General features: G+C 44.4%; 17 protein-coding genes. 2 read left to right on the top strand and 15 right to left on the bottom strand.

The window, feature by feature from the left end; all coding sequences use genetic code 11:
• Positions 1 to 4: 4 nt before the first annotated feature.
• From N8M93_RS10160 to N8M93_RS10125, 8 genes are all read right to left on the bottom strand, one after another.
• Positions 5 to 1,078: a dihydrodipicolinate synthase family protein gene (locus tag N8M93_RS10160; protein WP_261131543.1), complete on the bottom strand. Its 1,074-nt coding sequence runs from the start codon at positions 1,076 to 1,078 to the stop codon at positions 5 to 7.
• On the bottom strand, positions 1,078 to 2,094 hold the full coding sequence (locus tag N8M93_RS10155) for an NAD(P)-dependent oxidoreductase (protein WP_261131541.1): 1,017 nt from the start codon (positions 2,092 to 2,094) through the stop codon (positions 1,078 to 1,080). Before N8M93_RS10155 ends, N8M93_RS10160 begins: the two co-directional genes overlap by 1 nt.
• A 32-nt stretch (positions 2,095 to 2,126) precedes the next feature.
• Positions 2,127 to 3,380, bottom strand: coding sequence for an Nramp family divalent metal transporter (locus N8M93_RS10150; RefSeq protein WP_261131540.1), 1,254 nt, complete (start codon positions 3,378 to 3,380; stop codon positions 2,127 to 2,129).
• A gap of 129 nt (positions 3,381 to 3,509) precedes the next feature.
• Positions 3,510 to 4,466: a mannose-6-phosphate isomerase, class I gene (gene manA / locus N8M93_RS10145; RefSeq protein WP_261131538.1), complete on the bottom strand. Its 957-nt coding sequence runs from the start codon at positions 4,464 to 4,466 to the stop codon at positions 3,510 to 3,512.
• 387 nt (positions 4,467 to 4,853) lie between these two features.
• Positions 4,854 to 5,783, bottom strand: coding sequence for a DUF5107 domain-containing protein (locus tag N8M93_RS10140; RefSeq protein ID WP_261131537.1), 930 nt, complete (start codon positions 5,781 to 5,783; stop codon positions 4,854 to 4,856).
• Positions 5,780 to 7,324: a UDP-glucose--hexose-1-phosphate uridylyltransferase gene (gene galT / locus N8M93_RS10135; protein ID WP_261131536.1), complete on the bottom strand. Its 1,545-nt coding sequence runs from the start codon at positions 7,322 to 7,324 to the stop codon at positions 5,780 to 5,782. Before galT ends, N8M93_RS10140 begins: the two co-directional genes overlap by 4 nt.
• 10 nt (positions 7,325 to 7,334) lie before the next feature.
• Entirely contained in the window at positions 7,335 to 8,339 is a 1,005-nt protein-coding gene (gene galE, locus N8M93_RS10130) for a UDP-glucose 4-epimerase GalE (protein WP_261131534.1), read from the bottom strand.
• Positions 8,340 to 8,354: 15 nt separating this feature from the next.
• The gene (locus N8M93_RS10125) at positions 8,355 to 9,512 is read right to left on the bottom strand and encodes a galactokinase (protein ID WP_261131532.1); all 1,158 of its coding nucleotides are present in this window, start codon (positions 9,510 to 9,512) and stop codon (positions 8,355 to 8,357) included.
• Between the two features lie 263 nt (positions 9,513 to 9,775).
• On the opposite strand from N8M93_RS10125, the gene N8M93_RS10120 reads away from it, so the two are divergent.
• Together N8M93_RS10120 and N8M93_RS10115 are read left to right on the top strand one after the other, a co-directional pair.
• Positions 9,776 to 10,990, top strand: a complete 1,215-nt coding sequence (locus N8M93_RS10120) for an ROK family transcriptional regulator (protein ID WP_261131530.1) — start codon at positions 9,776 to 9,778, stop codon at positions 10,988 to 10,990.
• A 49-nt stretch (positions 10,991 to 11,039) separates the two neighbouring features.
• A complete protein-coding gene (locus N8M93_RS10115) occupies positions 11,040 to 11,318 on the top strand; it encodes a hypothetical protein (RefSeq protein ID WP_261131528.1) in 279 nt (92 codons plus the stop codon).
• Here N8M93_RS10115 and N8M93_RS10110 read toward each other — a convergent pair.
• The 7 genes from N8M93_RS10110 to N8M93_RS10080 all read right to left on the bottom strand — a co-directional run bounded on the left by N8M93_RS10110 (position 11,304) and on the right by N8M93_RS10080 (position 23,836).
• Positions 11,304 to 12,125 (bottom strand): carbohydrate ABC transporter permease, encoded by an 822-nt coding sequence (locus tag N8M93_RS10110; protein ID WP_261131526.1) that lies wholly within the window; start codon positions 12,123 to 12,125, stop codon positions 11,304 to 11,306. The two genes, N8M93_RS10115 and N8M93_RS10110, sit on opposite strands and share 15 nt — an antisense overlap.
• On the bottom strand, positions 12,125 to 13,102 hold the full coding sequence (locus tag N8M93_RS10105; protein ID WP_261131524.1) for a carbohydrate ABC transporter permease: 978 nt from the start codon (positions 13,100 to 13,102) through the stop codon (positions 12,125 to 12,127). Before N8M93_RS10105 ends, N8M93_RS10110 begins: the two co-directional genes overlap by 1 nt.
• A gap of 166 nt (positions 13,103 to 13,268) precedes the next feature.
• Entirely contained in the window at positions 13,269 to 14,549 is a 1,281-nt protein-coding gene (locus tag N8M93_RS10100) for an ABC transporter substrate-binding protein (RefSeq protein WP_261131522.1), read from the bottom strand.
• Positions 14,550 to 14,882: 333 nt separating this feature from the next.
• A complete protein-coding gene (locus tag N8M93_RS10095) occupies positions 14,883 to 19,322 on the bottom strand; it encodes a glycoside hydrolase family 2 TIM barrel-domain containing protein (RefSeq protein WP_261131973.1) in 4,440 nt (1,479 codons plus the stop codon).
• A 503-nt stretch (positions 19,323 to 19,825) separates the two neighbouring features.
• Positions 19,826 to 21,394, bottom strand: a complete 1,569-nt coding sequence (locus tag N8M93_RS10090; protein WP_261131521.1) for a response regulator — start codon at positions 21,392 to 21,394, stop codon at positions 19,826 to 19,828.
• Positions 21,372 to 22,844, bottom strand: a complete 1,473-nt coding sequence (locus N8M93_RS10085; protein ID WP_261131519.1) for a histidine kinase — start codon at positions 22,842 to 22,844, stop codon at positions 21,372 to 21,374. Before N8M93_RS10085 ends, N8M93_RS10090 begins: the two co-directional genes overlap by 23 nt.
• Positions 22,841 to 23,836, bottom strand: a complete 996-nt coding sequence (locus N8M93_RS10080; RefSeq protein WP_261131517.1) for a sugar-binding protein — start codon at positions 23,834 to 23,836, stop codon at positions 22,841 to 22,843. The genes N8M93_RS10085 and N8M93_RS10080 overlap by 4 nt, the downstream gene beginning before the upstream one ends.
• Positions 23,837 to 23,855: the final 19 nt, after the last annotated feature.

Below are 23,855 nucleotides of genomic sequence, written 5' to 3'. Positions count from 1 at the left end.
CTCCCTAAGAAGTGACCTGCTTACTTTTTGTAATCCAATTGTTCAAATTTTCTTTTATAAAAAGATCATCATTCAAATGCGGATAATCTTTATAAATCCGTGATATTTCTTCCGATTGTCCATGACTTAAGTCTTCCTTTGGATCCAAACACCACCTACCCCTCAATAAACCTTGCCTTCTTAATACTTCGTTAATTCCAGCAATACATCCTTTAAAATGATGCGCCGAATCGAAGAATGCACTATTTGCATCAGTGATTTCAGACCCTAATTCTAGTAAATCACCCGTAAGATGTTTTTGTTTTTTCCCTTCTTGTACCATTTCCAATAGTTCTACTGCTGTTTTCGTCCATACCGCCCAGTGTCCTAGTAATCCGCCGACGATATCTTTCTTAATGATCTCCCCACCTATGTTGAATCGAAAAGACGTAAGTAGATCGGCAACAATGTTATCATCATTACCCGTATAGAGGGCAATTTCATCTCTGCGGCTTGAATGGCAAACTGCTCTTACAACATCAAGCGTTTGGTATCGATTGAATGGAGCAATCTTAATAGCCAATACACCAGGGATTTCTGCATATTGCTGCCAAAACTCATACGAAAATACTCTGCCGCCCACAGAAGGCTGGAGGTAAAAACCGAACACTGGTATGACCTCACTTACTTTTCTAGTACGTTCAAGTAATGCCTCTTCACTCCAATCCCCCAACCCTCCATTGCTGACAAGCCCAAGATCATACCCTAACGATTTTGCTAGCTTTGCTTCCTCAAGTGCTTGATCAGTTTGCCCGCATATCCCCGCTATTTTAAGGAAAGGACGGTCCAGCCTGGCATTGTCGATTTCTTCTGCAGCTAGTTTTAATACTGGTTCATAAAGACCCACCTCGTTATCCCGGATTTCAAACTGGGTTGTATGAACCCCTACCGCAACTCCACCTGCACCAGATGCTATGTAATACTTCGTCAAAACCCTTTGCCTTTCTTCATCCAATTGTCTGTCTTCAGTCAGTGCAAGAGGATGAGCCGGAATGACAACACCCTCATCAAGAGCTTTTTTCAATTCAGGTTTCAGCATTAAAATGCACCCTTTCGTTCTTGAAAGTGGGTCGGTTTATTAATTGTTTCTCCCTCATTCATCAACCAGTCGCCAGTCCATTCAATCATCTCTCTGACTGATACTGATGGATAACCAAATAGCTTGTGAGCTTTTGAAGCATTACTTAATAGAGCTGTTTCTTTTTCCTCGTTATCAAAAATGGGTGTTATGCCCATCTGTTCGCCTAACCGTTCAGCTAACCAACGAATCGAAAGGGTTTCAGGCCCCGTCACATTCAATATGGTGGGAGGAGTGTCACAAGTAAGCAGGGAGCGTAATGCCATTTCATTGGCATCCCCTTGCCAAATCACATTTACATGTCCCAAGGATAAATCAATCGGTTGCTGATTTTTAATAGAATTAGCTATATCCACCAGTACCCCATACCGTAAATCAATTGCATAATTCAAGCGAAAATGTACCATAGGAATATTGTATTTCTGAGAAAAATAGGTGAAGATGCGTTCCCTACCAAGACAGGATTGAGCATATTCTCCAACAGGAGCAGTTGGTTGATCTTCAGAAGTACCTCCCCGCAAAACAGATGTAAGCGGATACACATTTCCGGTAGAAAAAGAAACAATCCTGGAATCTTTAAAACGTTCAGCAACTCTTCCAGGCAGATAAGCATTCATCGCCCATGTGAAATGTTCGTTTCCAGTCGTCCCGAATTTATTCCCAGCCATATAAATGATGTTATCCGCATGAGGAAGGTTCTGGACCTGCTCATCGTCTAATAAATCTGCCGCAATGGTTTGAACCCCGTAATCTTCGAGTCTCTTTTGAAGTGTCCCATCGGAAAAACGTGAAACGCCGATAATCTTCTTCTGAAGACCCGCTTCATCAATCGCTCTTTTTGCCAATCTTGCCAGAGTTGGACCCATCTTCCCTCCAACTCCTAGAATCATAATATCACCATCAATTTTCATTAAATCACTAATCAATTTTTCAGAAGGTTCCGTCATCTTATTTTCTAACTCTTCTACTGTTCTCATACCATCTACTCCTCTTTTAAGTAAATTTTCATTTAAGCGATAAAGATATTATAGATATTGTTGATGGCAAGCATTACTAATACGATGACTCCTAATACTGCAATCACATTTTTTAATGGAGTGTTTTTCAACTCCCCCATAATATTTCTGTCATTAGCAACAACCATTAATGCGATAGCGATAAATGGTACGACTACAATTGTTATAGCCTGAGCAAAAATAATTAGTTCAATCGGCATTTGACCAAAAATAAGTGCAACTGTTGAACCTAGAATCATTACAGCCATGATAAAGTATCGAACTTTAGAGTCCTTTAACTTGGATCCAAAGCCAAGTGCATCAGATAAAAGGGCTCCACCGATGGTAGCATTTCCGGTTAAAGAAGAAAATGAGGCTCCAAAAAGTCCGATCATAAAAACAAAAGTTGCCAGATTCCCATAAAGAGGTTCAAGAGCAAATCCCATCTCTCCGATGGTGGAAATCTGTATTCCTTGCGGCATAAGAACGGTTGCTGCCGAGATCATTACGATTGCTGATATGAACCCTAAAAGGAATATCCCAATGATGCTTTCTCTTATACCTTCTCGTTTATTTATATTGGTCCAGCCTTTTTCCTGGACAAGATAGGACTGATAACAAGCACCGACAATTGAAAAGCTGGTTGCAACAAAAGCAATGATTAGAGGCATCGAACCAGAAGGAATTGTTGGAACAAAGCCAGAAAAAATTGCTCCAACATCAGGTTTGGTGACGAGTAACGTAAATAAGAAGGAGCCAAGCATTAGTACAACAAGCACGATCATTAAGGTTTCTAGAACTTTATAAAAATTCTTAGCAAATAACAATAGAATTCCTGCAATGGTTATGACTATAATCCATATAGCAGCAGATGAGCCTCCGAAAATGGTTGATACAGCAAAGCCGGAGCCGAGAGCATTTCCTGCCTGAAACGAAGCTGTAACTAAAAAGGCACCGATCCCTATGACGATTCCTGCACCTTTACCCCATTTGTTACGCATAACTGTAATAAAGGATTGGTTGGTTGCAAGACCGATTCTTGTACTCATTTCCGTAAACAGCATCATAAACCCTATTGCTACTACAATGACCCATAACAAATTCATTCCATAAATAGCCCCAAACTTAGAAGATAACGTTAAACTACCTGGACCTAAAACCAAAGCTGAGGTAATTAAGGCTGGTCCCAAGCTTTTAAGCCACTTTTTCATTCCTGTTTCTGTTGGCTTAACTTTTAATGGTGTATTTTTCCCTGCCTCAACTTTCATAACTTCCCCCTCCTTTTTATTAAATTTTCTGAATTTAATATTATTTTAGGAGGAAAACCTAATTAAAGACAAGTCTTTAATTAGACCAAAATAAAACCAATCGATAATACTACCGATTGGCTAACTAAATTATACTGTTGGATGTGACACGATACATTCAGCATTCCCATCTAATGAAAAGTCTTTGACTGTTGCTGGAATGAGGAAATGATCGCCTTTTTTAAAAGTGGATGTAATGCCTTCCGTTGTCACTTCACCTTCACCTGATAAAACACTGACAAGCAGATAAGCCGGGTTCTCGTACCGCTCAACCGCTCCATCCAACTCCCAACGATAGACGGTAAAATAATTCTCCTGGATGAGCTTCAACTCTTTCAAGCCTTCCACCCCAGACTCCACTGGCTCGAACTTCGCGTCTTCATGTGGAATCATGGCAACCTCAATCGATTTCTCGATATGAAGCTCGCGCGTATTCTCTTCTGCATCACGGCGGTCGTAGTCATAGACACGGTAGGTCACGTCTGAGCTCTGCTGTGTTTCAAGGATCATCGTGCCTGTCCCAATCGCATGAATCGTTCCATTCGGCACATAGACGAAATCACCCGGCTTGATCGAAACCTTCCGGAGCAGGTCATCCCATCGGTTTTCCGCAACCATCTGTTCAAATTCAACTTTCGACCTGGCGTGGTGGCCATACACAAGTTCTGCCCCTGGTTCACAATCGATGATGTACCAGCATTCCGTTTTTCCGTACGGCTCTCCTTCAACTTTGCGCGCATACGAATCATCCGGATGCACCTGGACAGAAAGATCGGTCTTCGCATCCAATATTTTAACGAGTAATGGAAATTCATCGCCTTCCTGGTTTCCGAAAAGTTCAGCGTGCTCGTCCCATACTTGATCGAGCGTCTTCCCTTTCAGTGGTCCGTTCTCTACTTTGCTTGGACCATTCGGATGTGCGGAAATCCCCCAGCACTCCCCAGTCGTCTCGGTCGGGATCTCATAACCGAATGCTTCACGCAGCTTCGTCCCGCCCCAGATCCGATCTTTAAAAACCGGTTTCAGAAAAATAGGTTCATTATACAATCTCGACACCTCAATTAGTTGCTTTTACAAAATACTTTAACATTTAATCAGCTGGTTTTGGAGAAAAATCACCCTAAAGTTCAGTATTGCCAATAACTTCATGTGGAAATTCACCACTATAAAATAAAGAAAACTTGGCAAGGTCAAGCCTTGGCGTATGCTGAGCTTAGTTGTCCTTGAAGAAAGTATTTATACTTTCTTTAAATGCAAAAAAGGAGTAAAACGACAAGCGTTTTACATCCGAATTGTGACAAAAAGCGTCGGGAGACAGACTATAGTCCACTTTTCTATTTCGACATTGATTAGTGCTCACTGGTTCCCTTCGAAAAGGAAGCAAGAGAACCGTCCCCAATCCAAAGCAGGAGGAAGCATGAGAACCGTCCCCACTCAACCTATCTCCATCGTGAACGTCCATGAATAGGATCCATTGGCTGGGATCTTTGAGACCTTGTCAATTTTGTTGGCGACATAAACATCATCATAAACGCCTGTACACGGCTCAAGGGCGAAATTATATTCTCCCCGGTAACCGCCTTCCGTTTTCCAGATGCCCAGGTATGGGACCTTATCAGGTGGGTAACGGTAGGTGAGCGATCTACCGATATCCTCATGGACAACCCTGCACCATCCTTCTTTCAGGCTACCGGTAAAATAAAATTTTTCCATATTATCGGATTCCAGAGGATCAAATCGTGACAAGTCGATCGGCTGATCTGTTTTTTTAGATGACGTCAAAGGATAGGGATGAATGGTCCCCCACTCACCGAGATGTTTCGATCCATGTTCCACCGTCATGATTTCACCCAAACCATCTGGAAGGGCAATGGTTGTCGACTGATTCATGTTCAAGAGGGAATGAGCCGTCCAGATGAACGGAAAATCCTCATTGGAATCGTTCAACGCTTCATATCTCAGTTCGACCCCATCAGGTTCCAAACGGATTTTTTTAAAAAGTCGATAGGGGAAGACACGACTTTTCACTTGAAGATCCAATCCATAGGCGCGCTCTGTTACATTCCAGGGCAATGTCCATACCTCCCCATGGTCGGGAATCATTTGAAGATCATTCGGATGTGGCCCCTGATCGATTCCAGGAAAAATTTCATCAAAACCGCTGGAATCATAAGCTGCATAATCTGCTCCATAAGGTGGAATCCTCAATTGTTCCGCTTTTGATTGAAAAAGCCACTCGTATCCCGCTTCCTTATCATAGAAACTCGCCATTTTCCCACCGTATCCCGGAAGGATCGTAGCCCGAAGCTGGTCATTTTCTAGAATAATAGAATCAATTCCCTTGAATGTCGAACGTCTGATCATCTAAATCCTCCAACCTTACATTCCTCCACCGTCTTCAAGAAACGTCTGAATCCTTCCTTCCCCTCTGGTGTCCGCTTGAAGACGCCTGCATGTTCCAACACTTTTGAAAAGGTTCGTCCGATTTCTTGTTTCATAGTTTCCTTGATGTTGTTTTCGTCCAATTGAGGATGTGTAGCTATGATTTGCTTTGCCCAATCTACGTGCTTATTTGTCCGTTCATCTTTAATCGCTTTACTATCAAGTTCGTCTTCAAGCATGTAGCCTGCAAGGATTTCCATCTCTTCTACCAATCGACCTGGTAGGACAGCTAATCCCATCACTTCAATGAGCCCGATGTTTTCCTTTTTGATATGGTGTACTTCTTCATGTGGATGGAAAATCCCCATCGGGTGGACGGGACTCGTACGGTTATTCCGTAAGACAAGATCGAGTTCGAACACCCCATTCCTGACTCGGGCGATCGGAGTGATCGTATTATGTGGGGTACCATCCGTTTCAGAAACAATATCCAAACTCTCATCATTAAAAGACTTCCAGCTCTGAAGGATTTTGTCTGCCAGATCCGCGATATCCTCCCTGACCTCACCCTGGAGGCGGATGACGGACATCGGCCATTTCACCCTACCGACCTTGATACCAGGATAATCATCGAAAACCATCGACTCCTCAATAGGAGCTTTTTCCATTGGAAAGGGATGGCGGCCAGCCTGGAAATGGTCATGGCTTAAAATCGAGCCTCCGACGATCGGCAAATCCGCATTGGAACCGACGAAATAATGGGGGAATTGTTCTACGAAGTGCAGTAACCGCTCAAACCCCTCTTTTGATATTTTCATAGGACTGTGTTCTTCAGAGAATACGATGGCATGTTCGTTATAATAGACGTATGGTGAATATTGTAAAAACCATCTTTGACCCGATAGTTCAATGGGGATGATCCGATGGTTCTGGCGGGCAGGATGATCAAGTCTACCTGCATAGCCGACATTTTCCTTACAGAGCAGACATTTCGGATAGGATATTGAAGTATTTTCTTTTGCTGCAGCGATCGCTTTCGGATCCTTTTCCGGTTTAGAAAGGTTGATCGTGATTTCCATATCTCCATAAGATGTCGTGCTTGACCAGTTGACATTTCTCGCGACTCTATCTGTCCGGATATAATGAGATGATTTTGCAAGCTCATAAAAATAGTCGGTCGCCTCTTCAGGACCTGCTTTCTTGTAAAGCTCATAAAATTGACGGATGACTTCTCCAGGCCGCGGTACTAACCGGCTCATGATCCTTGTATCGAACAAATCCCTTTGGGTCACTGTATCATCCGGGATCAACACATTTTCCACTGCATAATCAAGCATATTTTCAAGAATATCAATCGGGGTTTCAAGATTTTCTGTTTCTAAGGTCACTGGTTCGGATACATCCAGGTTAAAAACCACTAATAATGCATTTCGTATATAATCGACGTCCCAAGACGAAATCATGTTCTTCTGCAGACCATACTGGATTAAACGTTCGATTTCCTTGTAGATGTCCACGTCCATATTTTTCACCTCATACATTGGATTTTTCCGGGTCATAACCGTCCGGATTCTCTTTGAACCATCTCCAGGCGGTACCGATCATTTCTTCAAGATCCACGTACTTCGGCTCCCAACCAAGGTCCCGATAGGCTTTTTCTGAGGATGCGATCAATTTGGCAGGGTCTCCCGCCCGTCTTGCCACAACTTCGGCTGGAATTTCATGCCCCGTTACGTTTCTGGTAGCCTCAATGACTTCTTTCACCGAGAACCCTTTACCATTACCAAGATTGTAGATGGAGCTGTCATGGCCGTCCTTTAATTTTTCAATGGCGATCAGATGCGCTTCCACCAGATCTGTCACATGGATATAATCTCTGACACATGTCCCGTCTTCGGTCTCATAGTCGTCACCAAAAATAAGGATGTTATCCCTTTTGCCGAGCGCTACCTGAAGGATGATCGGAATGAGGTGGGTTTCCGGATCATGATCTTCTCCTATCCTTCCCTCGGAATCTGCTCCGGCTACATTGAAGTAACGGAGGACGATATGCCGGATTCCATGTGCCCGTTCTGCCCATTTCAGCATTTTCTCGATAGCCAATTTCGTTTCACCATAGGGATTTGTAGGCACGGTGGCATCCGTCTCAAAGATCGGGATCTGCTCCGGCTCCCCGTAGACAGCTGCTGTCGAGGAAAAAACGATGTTCTTCACTCCATGCTTCCCCATTGTACGCAACAGACAAGTCGTTCCGTAAATATTGTTGTCATAATATTTCAGGGGATCCTCCACACTTTCTCCCACCAATGAATCGGCAGCAAAGTGGATCACGGAATCAATCCCGTTTTCTTTGAACACAGAATCCAGGAATGCCTCATCCCTAAGATCACCACGATAAAATGCTGCTTTTTCCAATACGGCTTGCTTGTGTCCTTTTTGCAGGTTATCGATGACGACTACCTCTTGATTCCGATCCAACAGCTGTGCGACCGCATGGCTTCCGATATATCCTGCTCCACCACATACTAATACAGCCATTCCTTTTCCCTCCTCTTATAGTTTTTTCGCTTGGTCCCCGATATCAGCCACATAAAATTCAGCTTCAAGGCCTGTTTCAGCTTGATAGGTTTTTCCAACCGCTTTTATGAAAGAATCGATCTGATCTTCAGGAACGATGCTGATCGTGCATCCCCCGAACCCTGCACCGGTCATTCTCGAACCGATCGCTCCTTCATTCCATGCCGCTTCCACCAAAACGTCGAGTTCTTTTCCGGTAACCTCATAGTCATCACGCAGGGAGATGTGCGATTCATTCATCAGCTTTCCGAACCCTCTGATATCACCCGCGTTCAATTTTTCAACTGCCTCTATCGTTCTATTATTCTCGTAGACTGCATGTTTTGCTCTCTTACGGACGATCTGGTCGGGTATCAAGTGCTTGTGTGCTTCGAACTCTTCTGTAGCCAGGTCACCCAGGGATTGGATGTCCAGCTTTTCTTGCAAAGCGCTTAATGCAGCCTCACATTGCTGTCTTCTTTCGTTGTATTTGGAATTGGCCAACCCTCTGCGTTTGTTCGTATTGGCGAGGATCAGCTTTTCATTTTTCAAATTGATCGGTGAATACTGGTAGTCTAGCGAGTCACAATCAAGCAGGATGGCGTGGTTTTTCTTCCCCATTCCGATTGCGAATTGATCCATGATGCCACAATTGACGCCGATGAATTCATTTTCAGCCTTTTGGGCGAGTTTCACCATTTCAATTTGGTCGGTTTGCAAGTGGAAAAGATCTTTCAGCATGACAGCTGTCACCATTTCGATCGAAGCGGAAGATGATAACCCCGCCCCATTGGGAATATTTCCATAAAAGACGACATCAAATCCAGAGGTGATCTCATATCCGGCTTGTCGGAAAATTGCAGCAACCCCTTTCGGATAGTTCGCCCAATCATCGTCCTCGGCAAAACGCAGCTCATCGATTTGAACTTCCACGATGCCTGATTCCTCAAAGTTCATCGAATACAATCGAATGGTTTGGTCCACCCTTTTCCTGGAAACGGCATATGTACCTAATGTAAGAGCACATGGGAAAACATGACCCCCATTATAATCCGTGTGTTCCCCGATCAAGTTCACACGGGCTGGAGCGAAGTATGACGTCAAACTCCCCTGTTCACCGAATTGCTCAATAAAACATCGTTTCAAATCTTCCATCCGGTCCACCTCTGTTCTATATGATTTTGACTATTGGAAAAGCTCACCATAGTATCTATACAAAGTTGCATAAACTTTATTAATTAATTTAATTAACTTAATAGTATCATAAATCCCTTCTTCTGTCTTTGGAAAAATGAGCTGACTTCACTTAAATAGAAGACTATGGTTTTTTGTCAATGCACCTGGTTTTTTAATTAAATTACTTAAGTTATCTGAATATGATATGATTATTTTAATTATAATCTCGCGGAGGAAATACAATGCAGTTGAAATATACTAGAGGCACCTTCCAGTTGATGAAATCGATCAACCGTAGTTCAATATTGAATATGATTCGGGAAAAAGGACCGATTTCCAGAGCAGAAATCGCTAAACAAACAACTCTGACTCCACCAACAGTAAGCAATATCGTAAAGGAATTGATTGAAAGTAAGTTTGTGATTGAAACAACACAAGGGACTTCCCAGGGGGGAAGAAAACCGACATTGCTTGAAATCAACGCTGATCAGTTTTATGTGATTGGAATTGACGTTGGCAGATACAAGATGAACTTCGTGGTCTCGAACCTTTTCGGAGACATGAAAGACACAACTGTTTTGGGGATCAAGGAGCATCCTTCTAAAGAGGATTTACTCGATACCATGAAAAAAGGAATCCATACCCTATTAGAGCCAGAGAGAAATGACCCGAAAAAGTTCATCGGTATCGGAGTAGGCATGCATGGGATCGTCGATGTAGAAAAAGGCATCTCCCTTTTCGCCCCGTCCTTCCAGCTGTATGATATCCCGATCAAATCAGAACTGGAAAAGGAATTCGAGTTGCTTATAAAAGTTGAAAATGATGCACGGACGATGACTTTAGGAGAATCATGGTTTGGATATGGGAACAACGAGGATAATATCGTAGGAGTAAACGTCGGACATGGCATCGGAGCTGGAATCATGATCAATGGACGACTCTTCCATGGTGAGAGTGACATTGCCGGAGAGATCGGGCATGTGACCATCGATCTATCAGGTCCCAAATGTACCTGTGGAAATTACGGTTGCCTTCAGACGCTCGCTGGTGGTCCGGCTATTGCAAACCGCGCAAAAAAGGAATTGAAAACAGGAAGATACTCCAGAATTCTTGATTTGGTTGATAACGATCTTGAGAAAGTTGATGGTAAAGTTGTATACGAAGCAGCTAGTGCCGGGGATGAATTCAGCATTGAATTACTGAACCAGACAGGTAGATATTTAGGAATCGGGTTGATCAATCTTATCCATACCTTGAATCCTGAAAGTATCATCATTGGTGGAGGAGTCTCCAGAGCTGGGGATTTCTTGATGGATGGTATAAAAGAAACCATCCACTCAAGAGGATTGACAAAAAAAGCGAAAGAAACCCCGATCATCCTTTCAAAACTAGGCGAAAATGCCTCAGCATTCGGTTCATGCGTCCTCATTCTAGAAGAATTCTTCAACAAACATTGAACCGGTACCAGGCACCAAATTGAACCCCTTCTCTCCCAAGGGTTTTGAAATGGTGCCTGGCACCGTTTTGAACCTCTTCTCTCACAAGGCTTCTGAAATAGTGCCTGGCACCGTTTTGAACCTCTTCTCTCCCAAGGGTTTCGAAATAGTGCCTGGCACCGTTTTGAACCTCTTCTCTCCCAAGGGTTTCGAAATGGTGCCTGGCACCGTTTTGAACCTCTTCTCTCCCAAGGCTTCTGAAATAGTGCCTGGCACCGTTCCAAACTTCTTCTGCCCCAAGGCTTCTGAAATGGTGCCTGGCACCGAAGTACTTTTATCCTTTTACTGATCCTGCGAGCAGTCCTTTTACGAAGAACTTTCCGAGAAGGATGTATACGAGCAGTGTCGGTAATGCTGCAAGCAAAGCACCTGCCATTTGGACATTCCACTGCACGATCTGGCTTCCTGATAGGTTCTGCAAGGCTACCATGACCGGCTGTTGGTCCGAAGTCGTGATGGTCACGGCGAATAAGAACTCGTTCCAGATGTTCGTAAACTGCCATATTCCTACCACTACAAACCCTGTGATCGACAGCGGCATCATGATGTGGGTGAAAATCCTCAGGAATCCGGCACCATCGATTTTAGCCGATTCGATCATCGATTCCGGGATGCTTGCATAAAAGTTGCGGAACATCAAGGTGGTGATCGGAAGTCCGTAAACGACATGGACGAAAACCAATCCTGCAATCGAGTTATAGAGACCGATCTCCCTTAAAAATTGGATCAACGGGATCAGGATACTTTGATATGGAATGAACATACCGAATAAAATCGCTGTAAAAAGTGTATTCGAGCCTTTGAACCGCCACTTCGAAAGAACATAGCCATTCAAAGCACCGAGCAAAGCTGAAATGATCGTCGCTGGTATGACGAGATAAAAACTATTCATCAAATTCGGGGCGAGCTTTGAAAAAGCCTCAGAATAACTGCTGAAATCGATTGCAGATGGCAGCTGCCACATTTGCGCCAATGTAATTTCGTCAAGCGGTTTCAAGCTTGTGACCAACATGACATAAACCGGCATCAGATAAAATAGGCTGAATGCAATCAACAGCAGATACAAAAGGGGCCGTGTAATTGTACGAATCGCCATCAGGACTCACCCTTTCTGCTTGAGATCAGATACGGAACGATGAAGATCGCAACGGACAATAACATGATGATTGCGATTGCTGCCCCGTTTGCGTAATAATTGCCTCTGAAAGTTGTTTCATACATATATACGCCTGGTACGTCGGTTACATAATTCGCTCCAGAACCTGTCATCGCATAAATCAGGTCGAAAATCTTCAAAGAAATATGAGCCATGATGATCACCACACTGACTGTGATCGGACGAAGTAACGGCAGGATGACTTTCCAATAAACCTGGAACTCTGAGGCTCCATCGATACGGGCTGCTTCCCTTACCTCTTCTGGAATCCCCCGCAAACCTGCAAGATACATCGCCACTGAAAATCCTGTCATCTGCCAGACGGCTGCGATCACGATTGCAATGATGGCTACTGGAATACCGAATTCGATTTTCCCCCATGACACCCCTGGAATGATTGTCGTATCCGTATACCATTTGGAATCCAGACCGATTTTACTTAAAAAAAGGTTGACCCCAGTTGAGGGATTCAAAAGCCATTGCCAGACAACACCTGTCACGACGAACGATAAGGCCATCGGAAAGAAGAAAATGTTACGGAATAAAGATTCTTGCCTGATTTTCTGATCCAACAAGATCGCAAGGACCACTCCGATGATGATGACCGCCAAGATGAACAGAATCGTAAAAAACAACGTGTTCCGCAAGTCTGCCTGAAAACGGAAATCCTGGAACAGATAGATATAGTTTTGAAGTCCAGCAAAGGAAAAATCAGGGACGAGACTATTCCAATTACTCAACGATACGTAACCTGTCCATCCGATGAACCCGTATACGAAAACCGCGATCAAGATCAGGGACGGTGTTAGAAACCCGATTGCCAACAGATGATCTTTCGTCAGGACTTTTTTCTTTCTTTTTGTTGCGACTTTCAATTCTGGTGATGTATGTTTCACTGATGATCGAACCGGATCCATGCCTTAACCTCCTTTTGAATGGAATCCTACATTAAAGAAAACTTGGCGTGGCCGAAGCTTTAGCGTGGGTAGAGCCATAATTGCCTTTCTACTGAAGAAAGGATTTGTACTTGCTTTAAGTGGAAAAAGAGGAAGAGAATAACCTCCTCCCCTTCTGATTTCACTGTTACTTCAATTCACTTGAGGCTTGATCAAGAGAAGCAATGAACTGATCAACATCTTGTTGTGTCACAAAAATGTTTACAGCCTGGTTCACTTTGGTCAAGAAACCTTCAGGAGCAGCAGATCCGTGAGCAAGACTTGGTACTAGAGAAGCTTGTTTGAATTCTTCGATTGTTTCTTGTCCGTATGCATCATACTTGGATACATCCGCATCCGTACGGGCAGGGATCGATCCTTTCAACGGATTGAAGACATCCTGACCTTCAACAGAACCGAGAACTGACAAGAATTTTTTCACATCATCAGGGTTTGACACGCCTTTCGGCAAACCGAACGTATCCGTGATGACCATGAATTCACCTTCTGTTTCTGGTGTTTCAGTCCATCCGAAATCTTCCTCAACTTTCAGGTTCAGGTCATTGACGAAGTAGCCTTTTGCCCAGTCACCCATCACATTCATTGCCGCTTCACCTTCCGCAACCAATTGGGAGGCATCCTGCCAGTTACGTGAGCTATGGTCCTCGTTGATATAAGAAAGCATCTTTTTGAATGTTTCAGCAGCTTCTTTTACCTTCGCGTCTGTAAAAGAAAGCTCACCAGTGAATAGTTTGTTATAGCCTTCTGGACCGAGTGTACCTAATAAAGTCGTTTCAAAAACTTGAGTAGCTGTCCACGGTTCCTTGTCGCCAAGTGCAAGTGGTGTGATTCCTGCTTCTTTCAACTTGTCTGCAGCCGCAAACCATTCATCAAATGTCGTCGGAACCTCGATGCCATTTTCCTCAAAAACTTTCGTATTATACCAGATGACATTTCCGCGGTGGATATTTACTGGAACTGAGTAGATGTTTCCGTCTTTACTTACCATATCGATCAAATCCTGAGGAAACTTATCGTTCCAGCCCTCTTCATCATAAAGGTCATTCAGCGGTTCCATTTTTCCAGCTGCTACCCAACCTTCATTCAGTTCTGCTCCGCCATGGACCTGGAAAGTTGCTGGAGGATCATCCCCTTGCATACGGCTCGCGAGTACGGCTTTCGCATTTGTACCAGCTCCACCTGCCACCGCTGCATTTTCCACTTCCACATCAGGATGTTTCTCTTTGAAAAGTTCGATCAACGCGTTCAAGCCATCTTCTTCACCGGCTCCGGTCCACCAGCTGAAGATATCAAGTTTAGCATCTTTGTCGCTTTTTCCATCTCCTGAACTGGAATCTGAATTACATGCCGCTAAAACCATCGCAAGGACAAGCAATAAGGATATGAATTTCAGTTTTTTCGCTTTCATTTCCAACAGTTCCCCCTTATTCGAATTAAAATGTAAACGCTAACAATCCAAGCTTATCACCTAATACAGAATGAGAGAGTCAGAAATCCCTGCACTATTTTGCTATTATCTTCATTATTTTGTCATAGGGTCACGATAGACTCTGAGATTGTGTGTCGAATCACGACATGATCCGGAATTATTGCGACCCAAACCAATAAATATCACGACAAAACAAGAAAAAATCACGACATGATCGTAATTTATCGCGACACGATCTTAAAGAATCACGACATTCTCAAAAGCGCTAGAACCATAAAAAGGGCCGACTCTCATCAGTCAGCCCAATTCCTTTTATTCAGTGGTGAATTTTGCATCTGCCCAATCTGCATGATCCTCAGAATTGTTATCACCAGCATCCGTTACAACCAGCTTCAGCTCATTTGCATCTTCAAGATCGATTCTCACTGCTTTTGCTGGCGTATCGATATTCATCAACCCGCTGTCATACGCCTTTTCACCATCAAGATAAACTTCAAAGGTGATCGACGCTAAAGTCCTGCCTTTCATTTCTTGATCGACGCCGACCATCGCTTCGAAAAACTTGTACCCTTTTCCTTCGATATCATAGACGATTTCCGAATTGGCATGGGTACCGATCCCTTTTTCAAAGATCTGTTCCCCATCGTCCGTTTTCAAAGTGATCGGGTTGCCATCGACCGATTTGTCTTTGTTCACAGAACCCCATCCTGCCTGCGCACTTTCCCAGTCAGTATCACTCAAATAAAGATGCGGGACAAGGTTGAAATCAATCGTATAGGTTTTCTCCAACAGTCCATCTGCAGATCTTGCCGTAATGGTTGTGGTCCCTGGCAAACCATCAGCCTCATTGATTTCGATCTCAACATTCTCCTTGACAGGTGTGACCTGGACTTCTGGAACTTCAGAAATCGTTCCTTCTAAATAATCCAGCTCATAATCCGTAATTTCAGCATTGAAATCATCTAAAGGCTTCCCGTTGATGTCGATGCCTTTGACCAGTTCATCTGTGATCACCCGTTTGCTCAAGTCCATTGCCGAGTCCTTTTTAGAAATCGGGTTCAGTCGGTAGCTGTAGGAGTACGGCTTATTCGGATACAGCGTGAATTCAGGATGCGGCCTTGCACCCCAGCTGTTGTCACCGCCGACTCCCATCTGCCTGTAATCGAGGCTGACAGTAATATCATCCCTTCTCTCCAGTTTGTACGGATGGCTCGCTGACTCCAGGTCTTCCTCCGTATAATGGAGAGCGCCTACTTCAAGCAGTGGATCACCTGTAGCCATCAGCCCGACTCCGTTCTTGTTCGTGAAGGTCACCCAGCGGACATCCGCCTTATTGCCCGTTTCCTGTGGTTCGAGGTACGGGATGAATTGATCATCCACTGTGCTTTCATACAGTCCGACATCTGCCCCAGTTTTACGATCCCAATAGTTTTCATGAGGTCCTCTACCATACCACGTCATTGCTTCGAATTCTTCTGGCAACGTAAGCTCCATGCCGAATGCAGGAATTTCAGGCAGGCCGCTACCAGGCATCAATGTATTCTTCACGACGACCTCTCCAGATCCATAAACGATGTAGGAAGCTTTATAGTCGGACTCATCCGTCGTCGGTAAAAGAGCGTTCACATCGATCCGGACGGCCTTTGATCCTAATTTTTCAACAGAAACATCCGTAATTTCACGGTCGCTTCCGGCATCACGCCATGTCCCCGTTCTCGATGGCATTCCGTTTCCTTTGTCATTATCGTTCGGTGCTCTCCAGAAGTCCGGCTCAGGTCCTGACTTCAATAGCTCTGTATCTTCAAAGTTAAAGCTTGATATCGTTCCTTCCACTTTATCGAAGGTCACTTCAAAATCGGTACCTTGTACACTGACACTTTCATCATTTTCATCTACCTCAATGTCGTCCATGTCAGAAATGTCTTCTGCTTCCCGTTCAGGTACATCGAATGGAACTTTGAACTGTTCGGTTGCCACGAGATGCCCTTTCGGTGCCCATGAAGTCGCTTCCGGAAGGCTGAAGCTGACATTCAACCAGTACTCGACACCTTCTTGAAGTTCCGGCTGCTTGAATGGAACGTCCACTGTCTTTGTTTCCTCTGGTTTGATATCCAGATCTTTTAGTTTCCCACTATCAATCACTTTATCGTCCGCTTTCAGTTCCCATTCGGCATCAAATGCGTCTATGTTCGTGAAGAGATGCTCATTTTTGATGGACATCTTCCCATTGACCAGATCGACATCTTCCATTTCGATATTTTGATAGACTTTCTTCACTTCCCAAAGCTCTGGCTGCACTTCACGGTCAGGGAATACGAGGCCGTTATCAAGGAAGTTTCCATCGTTCGGATTGTCTCCCCAATCCCCGCCATAAGCGAAATATTCTTTTTGCTCATACTCTTCTTCCTTCATGTTGTCAAAATCCATCCAAAGGACTGTTCCTTCTCCAGGAGATCGGTCTTCATCCTTCAATTCATCAATCGTCAGAGCACGGTCGTAGATGCGTACCTGGTCGATCACGGCATTCGTCGTACGGCCTTTTTCTGCATTCCGTCCAATATTGACCGGATAGGAATTACTCTTGATTTCGCCGCTGAATTCCTTTTCCGCAAGCATTTCATCGTCAGCATACAGCTTCAAGGATTGTCCGTCATATACACCTGCTACATGGTGCCAGTTGCCGTTCCAGTCTTCCGGGATCTGCGCTTCCACGGTCACCCAGGAATTGTTCTGATCATATACGAAAAATTCGAGCTGATCGCCATTTTGTTTGATTGCATATTGGGTATCCCCTTTTGCGATGAATGGGCTGTGTCCATTGGTCGGCTCAGGCTTCACCCATGCTTCCAAGGTCAATGCTTTGCCTGTAATGTCTAAAGCGCTTTCATTTGGCAGGGTCACATAACCGTCGATCGCATCACCGCTATGCCCTTCGACAACCTCTCCTAATAATTCGCCGCTCAATTCCGTGCTACTCTCATCAAATACCAGTTTTTTCGTAGGCGTCGGCCACCTTAATCCCTGGTCGACCCAGTCCCAGATGAATCCACCCTGCAAGTTATCGTACTTGTCGATGACATCCCAGTATTGGTACAGGTTCCCGACACTGTTCCCCATCGCATGAGCGTATTCACAAAGGATATACGGTCGTTCCGGATGGGTCTGCGCCCAGTTTTCAACACCCTCTACACTCGGATACATGTGGCTTTCCACATCAGTCCAGCGGTTGTCTCCTTCATAATGGACAAGTCTCGTCGGGTCTTTTTCATGAACCCAATCCGCCATCTCCTTGAACGTATTTCCGCTTCCGGCTTCATTTCCAAGCGACCAGAAAAGGATCGACGGATGGTTCTTGTCCCGTTCCACCATGCTTTTCAAGCGGTCCATCGATGCAGGCAGCCACTGAGGATCGCTCGCTGGAAGCTGGCCTCTTGCTCCATGCGACTCCAGGTTCGTTTCATCAATGAGATAGAGACCGTATTCGTCCGCCAGTTCATACCACCTCGGCTGGTTCGGGTAGTGGGACGTACGAACCGCATTAATATTGAATTTTTTCATCAGTTTGATATCTTTTATCATCGACTCTTCGGTGACCGCCCTTCCACTATCCGGGTCTGTTTCGTGGCGGTTCACACCTTTCAATATAATCGGCTTCCCATTGATGAGCATCTGCCCATCCTTCAGTTCAAATTCACGGAAACCGACCTTCGTACTCATCGTTTCAACGATCTTCCCGTTTTTATCTTTCAGTGCCAGGACAAAGGTGTATAAATTCGGATGTTCCGCCGACCATTTCAATGGATCTTTGAAAAGCTGGTCCTTGTCAACGGTCACTTCACTTTTCCCATCGAAATCAATCTGCATTTCGACTGGGCTTTCACTCACCTTTTTCTGATCAGCATCATACAACGTCCCTTCGATCGTATACAGTTCATCCGTCTGATTGCCGTTATTCGTTACGATCACTTCCGTATTCAAGGTGGCATTTTCATAGGACTCGTCAAGGTCCGTCTTCACAGCGAAATCGCGCATGTGGACCTGTGGTGTCGAATAGAGATAGACATCCCGGAAAATTCCGCTCAAACGAACGAAATCCTGATCCTCGAGCCAGCTGCCGTCAGACCACCGGTAGACCTCTACCGCGATCGTGTTTTTCCCTTTTTTCAAATACTTGGTAATGTCGAACTCAGCAGGAGTATAGCTATCCTCACTGTAGCCTACCTTCTTTCCGTTCACCCACACGTAAAAGGCGGATTCGACACCCTGGAACGAGATATAGACTTTCTCACCATTCCAATTTCCAGGGACCGTAAACGTTCTTTTGTATGAACCGACTGGATTGTAGAGAGTCGGTGCTTTAGGAGGTTCTGGTTGCTCATACCCTGTCCAGGGGTACGTGATGTTCGTATAGATCGGGTAATCGTAGCCTTCAAGCTGCCAATTGCTTGGGACTTCAATCTTATCCCACCCGGTTACATCATAATCTTCTTCATAAAAATCCACTGGCCGTTCATCCGGATTCTTCGCCCAATGGAAACGCCATTTCCCATTCAATGTTTTGTAATGGGTCGATTTCGTCCGGTCTCCTTTCAGAGCGGATTTCACATCCTTGTACGGCATCAACGTGGCATGAGCCGGCTCCCTGTTCACCTGGAAGGTTTCAGGATTGTTGTTCCATTCGGGATCCTCTTCCCCCGCTTCTGCAAGAGCTTGTCCATTCAATCCACTGAAAATCAGCAAAAACGACAACATCAAGAAAAAATACCTCCTAAACTTCCTCAAGGTAACATCCTCCTTTTAAAAAGTAGTTTAGACTTGAAAGGCCGCGAATTACTTTATTAAATTAATTAATAAAGTATACAGACCTGATTCGTCTTTAATGTCTAATTTTCGATAAAATACTAGAATCCCTCTTTCTATTTTGCCAATTTCAAAAAACAGGAAAATACTCCTGTGTCAAAATAAGGGATTAACTTCCTTGATTGATTGTTTCATAGTCCATTCGACATAAAAAAGAGGACCCGAATAAGGCTAGGTCCTCCTACATGACCACCATTGAAATTAGTGGACAACTGTGCCGTTATCTGTGACAAATAGGGCGAATTGGAAAAATTAGAGGACATCTGTGCCGCTATTCTTGTTTTTGGAGGTACTAAAACTCGATTTTTCGGCCGATAACGTCTCTGGTGTCCTCTATTTTTGAAAAAAATGCTGTTTTCGGGAAAATAAGGGATCTGGTGTCCGGTAAAATATTATCACGACGGCTGTAATACGGCACGGTATTGTTTCGGGCTTTGACCGACAATCTTTTTGAATACCCTGCTGAAGTAATTGGGATCTTTATAACCGACTTTGAAGCATACTTCTTTTACACTGATTTCCGGATCAAGCATATACTCCTTCGCCTTTTCAATCCGTACGTTAGTCAAGAAATCAATGAACGTGATCCCTTTTTTCTCTTTAAACAGCTTGCTTAGATAGTACGGACTTAGTTCGACGTGACTCGCTACCATTTCAAGCGTCAACGGTTCAGAATAGTGCTTTTCAATGTACTCCTTCGCGCTTTCGAGTTTGCCTTTCGCCTGGACCATCCTCCATGTTTGCACTTTTTCAACAATCACCCTTAATAAATGTGTACTCTTCTCCTCAAGCTGTTGAGAGGAGGAGTTCCGGTCATACGGGATGAACCGATCCATAGGAATTCCTAAGTTGTTGATCATCCGGGTTGCAATGATGAAAAACTCATTCAAAGAAGACACTGATCGGTTCAAATCCAGCGCATCCTCATTCGATAGCTCCTTCAGATAGAACTCAAACTTTTGAAGGGCACTTGTCACGTCTCCACTCTTGATGCTTTCCAACAGATCCTTTTCTTTCTGGAAAGCGGCTACGGCCCCACCCTTACTTTCACTTTCTTCAGACCAAAACTTATAGGTCACATGTTCATCCGATTGAATGCTCTCCAATGCATGTAGTGCTTCATAGTAGGATCTGCTGAGCTGATGGACAGACCGATAGGGTAAACCGATCCCGACATGCGGTTTAAAGCCGAAGCTCCTTTCACACTGGTGGATCAAATTCCTTATGAAGGGAAGGATGTACGTTTTGAATTCGTTCTTATCCTTACCTTCAATTTGATCCGTCAGAGAAAAGAGGGGCAATTTCTCTTCATGATTCGGACTTAGAAGGATCGAATCAGCGGAATGCATGTTGACATGATCCTTCAGCCAATCCTGCCATGCCATCCGATCCACCTCCTGGCTGGTCTTCTCAACTACGATGGCATAACCGCATTTGAAGTTGACATCCAGAAGCTCTCCCCATTCCTTCAAATCCAATTCCTGGACATGATCGACGAGTAAAGAAACCGCCCATTCGGATTGCATAAAATCGAGGGCCTTGTTGAACTTCCGCTCGAGTTGACGTTTATCTTCCAACTCTTTGAGTTCTTGATCCATTTCCATCTGGACGCGACGGATGGCTTCGATGACTTCATCCTTTTTGCTCGGTTTCAGCAAATACTCTTTAACGCCCTGCTGCATCACTTTTTTGGCGTACTCGAACGTATCGAATGCGGAAACCATGATGAAACGGATATCGGGCGACTCCCTTTTGATTTCCTTCACTGCCTCTACGCCATCGACTCCTGGCATTTTTATATCCATCAAAATAACATCGGGGTTCTCTGCTTTTGCCATTTCGATCGCCTGTCGCCCGTTCCCAGCCTCGGCAACAATCTCAGCCTCTTCTATCTCTCTGCTGATCATCATCTTCAATGCTTCCCGTTCAATCCGCTCATCATCAACTACCATAATACGCAACATATTGATCGTCTCCCCTTTTTTCCACCGTACATGGTATTGCAATTCTGATCATCGTCCCTTGATTGACCGCCGATTCGATCTGGATCTCGCTCTTATTCTTGTAAAATAGCTCCAGCCGTTTGACTACGTTCTTCATCCCGATTCCGGTCGAGTGGCCCTGCGATCGGAGTTCCGGCTTTCCATCGTCCTCTTTTTGGAGCAATCGTTCTTTTACATCTTCATCCATCCCCACGCCATTATCGTGGACCTCAATCATCACCTGTCCTTTTTCCTCGTATACACAAAGCTTGATTTCTGCATCGCTCTCATATGACTCGATTCCGTGGATGAACGCATTTTCCACAATAGGCTGAAGGGTTAATATAGGGATTTCAATATCCAGGCACGTATCATCGATGTCTGTATTGAATGTGACCCGATCTCCGAACCTAGTCTGCTGGATGAAAAAGTATTCTTTTACGATCCGGACTTCCTCTCGTAAGGTCGTCGGTTTATCGAGATTACCCAGATTGTATCGGAGCAATGCTGAAACGGAGCTGATCAGATCACTCGTTTTTTCGGAACCTTCCAGGTAGGCCATTCTTGAAATCGTGTTCAATGTGTTGAAAAGGAAATGAGGGTTGATCTGGCTCTGCAGACTCTTCAATTCCATTTCCTTCAGTAATCGATCAAGTTCTGACTGATCTTTGATTTCCTTGATCAACTCGCGGATGTTCCTCCTCATCCTATTGAATGTTCCAGCCAACAGTTTCATCTCATCATTCGTCCGTACTTCCACATCTTCACCGGAAAAGTCCCCTTTCGATATTTTCCTGGCAGATGAAGAAAGAAGGCTGATCGGTCTTGTGATCCCCCGCGAAAACCAAAGGGCGGTCAACAGGCTCAAGAAGATCGTCGTGACGAACAAGGAGATCCCCATCGCCTGGAGATAAAGGTTTTTCTGTTCCATCGCGTGATAAAAAGCACGGTAGCTTGTCAATTCACTGTTCAGGAGGCTTAATGTCGTTTCCTGTATAAAACGGGATACCTTCGAGGCTTCATTCAAATGAAACGAATACTGATTCAGATCTTCCTTTTGAAACGCCTCGATCGTACGTTCACACTCTTCTAAAAAACTCTCGATCATGTTGTAGTAATTGGTAACAGTCGGATAGTTATCTTTATTTTCCACCTTGCCGATCAGTTTCTCCTTTTCATCGACCAATTGATCACGCAGCCTATGATAGTCATCCAAATAACGAGGGGATTTTTCGATGACATACGCATTGACCGATTCATAGACCTCGGTCGTCTGCTTCGAAATCTGATTCAGGATGATGAACCGTTCGAAGCTGTCATGGTACTGATCGATCGTCTGCTGGCTGCTATGGTAAAGGTAGAATGTCACACCATTCACTAAAAGGACGAGGACGGTGACGAATATCATGATCTTCGTTCTGATCCGGATCATTTCTCAATGACCTCGAGTATTTCATTTTCCTGTAACGGCAAATCCTCTTTATGGATCACCCTTGTTTCCGTATGGTTGATTTCATCGATGGTCTTCCCCTCTAAAATCTTGACCATCGTCTCAACTGATTTATATCCCATTTCGTATGGTTTTTGAATCACCGTGGCTTCAATCTTCCCGGTCTGTAGCAGCTTGATCGTTTCAGGCAAGATATCGAAGCCGATTACATAGACATCGTCCGTCTTCCCCATCTGCTCCAGGACTTGTGAAATTCCGATCGCATCAAGCGCGCTTGTCCCGTAAAAGGCTGTCACTTCTGGATATTCCTGCAAGATCTTATACGTTTTTTCAGCTGCCTGGATCCGTGTAATATGGGAATCTTCAATCGTAGTCACTTTTACGCGTTCCTGTTCCTTGATCGCATCTTTAAAGCCCTGGACCCGCAGTTTTTGATGGGCCGCGTCGAATCTACCAGTTATTATGGCGACGTTGACTTCCCCTTCCGTGTCGGCCAACAGGGCTTTACCAGCCAGCAGACCGGCGTAATAATTATCCGTACCTATGTAAGCGAGCCGATCGCTTTTCGGTGCGTCCGTATCAACAGTGATGACCGGAATGCCTTTTTGGATTGCGCTATTGATCAATGGCGTGAATTGCTCTTCACTCAATCCTTGCGTCATGATGCCATCGACCTTTGCAGCTGCGGCCATTTCAATGGTCGTCATATGCTCTTCCAGATTTGCCTGCTTCGGACCGGCATACTCAAGTGTCACACCTAGTTTTTCCGCTGCTGAACGGGCACCCTTTTCAACTAGTTTCCAATAATCATTGTTGATTTCTTCTGGTATCAATACGAGGTGATAGTTTGGTTTGGTGTACGGTTCTTGAGCCTGAGTCGACTCGATATTGAAGGATTTGATAGAAAAATAGACGAAGAAAGAGAAAGCGGTTACAAAAAGGACTATGAAAACACTGACGATCATCTTACGCATTGTGCATTCCACCCGATTG

Origin of the sequence: Bacillus sp. Marseille-Q3570 (genome assembly GCF_946151055.1) — a bacterium.
Taxonomy (GTDB): Bacteria; Bacillota; Bacilli; order Bacillales; family Fictibacillaceae; genus Pseudalkalibacillus.
Note: the sequence above shows the minus strand (reverse complement) of the source record. Positions and strands in the feature narration are given on the sequence as shown.

Excerpts from the sequence above, each read along its gene's own strand:
- N8M93_RS10160 (WP_261131543.1), bottom strand. The coding sequence starts at position 1,078 with ATGCTGAAACCTGAATTGAAAAAAGCTCTTGATGAGGGTGTTGTCATT.
- N8M93_RS10155 (WP_261131541.1), bottom strand. The coding sequence starts at position 2,094 with ATGAGAACAGTAGAAGAGTTAGAAAATAAGATGACGGAACCTTCTGAA.
- N8M93_RS10150 (WP_261131540.1), bottom strand. The coding sequence starts at position 3,380 with ATGAAAGTTGAGGCAGGGAAAAATACACCATTAAAAGTTAAGCCAACA.
- N8M93_RS10140 (WP_261131537.1), bottom strand. The coding sequence starts at position 5,783 with ATGATCAGACGTTCGACATTCAAGGGAATTGATTCTATTATTCTAGAA.
- galT (WP_261131536.1), bottom strand. The coding sequence starts at position 7,324 with ATGGACGTGGACATCTACAAGGAAATCGAACGTTTAATCCAGTATGGT.
- galE (WP_261131534.1), bottom strand. The coding sequence starts at position 8,339 with ATGGCTGTATTAGTATGTGGTGGAGCAGGATATATCGGAAGCCATGCG.
- N8M93_RS10125 (WP_261131532.1), bottom strand. The coding sequence starts at position 9,512 with ATGGAAGATTTGAAACGATGTTTTATTGAGCAATTCGGTGAACAGGGG.
- N8M93_RS10120 (WP_261131530.1), top strand. The coding sequence starts at position 9,776 with ATGCAGTTGAAATATACTAGAGGCACCTTCCAGTTGATGAAATCGATC.
- N8M93_RS10115 (WP_261131528.1), top strand. The coding sequence starts at position 11,040 with ATGGTGCCTGGCACCGTTTTGAACCTCTTCTCTCACAAGGCTTCTGAA.
- N8M93_RS10110 (WP_261131526.1), bottom strand. The coding sequence starts at position 12,125 with ATGGCGATTCGTACAATTACACGGCCCCTTTTGTATCTGCTGTTGATT.
- N8M93_RS10105 (WP_261131524.1), bottom strand. The coding sequence starts at position 13,102 with ATGGATCCGGTTCGATCATCAGTGAAACATACATCACCAGAATTGAAA.
- N8M93_RS10100 (WP_261131522.1), bottom strand. The coding sequence starts at position 14,549 with ATGAAAGCGAAAAAACTGAAATTCATATCCTTATTGCTTGTCCTTGCG.
- N8M93_RS10095 (WP_261131973.1), bottom strand. The coding sequence starts at position 19,322 with ATGTTGTCGTTTTTGCTGATTTTCAGTGGATTGAATGGACAAGCTCTT.
- N8M93_RS10090 (WP_261131521.1), bottom strand. The coding sequence starts at position 21,394 with ATGTTGCGTATTATGGTAGTTGATGATGAGCGGATTGAACGGGAAGCA.
- N8M93_RS10085 (WP_261131519.1), bottom strand. The coding sequence starts at position 22,844 with ATGATCCGGATCAGAACGAAGATCATGATATTCGTCACCGTCCTCGTC.
- N8M93_RS10080 (WP_261131517.1), bottom strand. The coding sequence starts at position 23,836 with ATGCGTAAGATGATCGTCAGTGTTTTCATAGTCCTTTTTGTAACCGCT.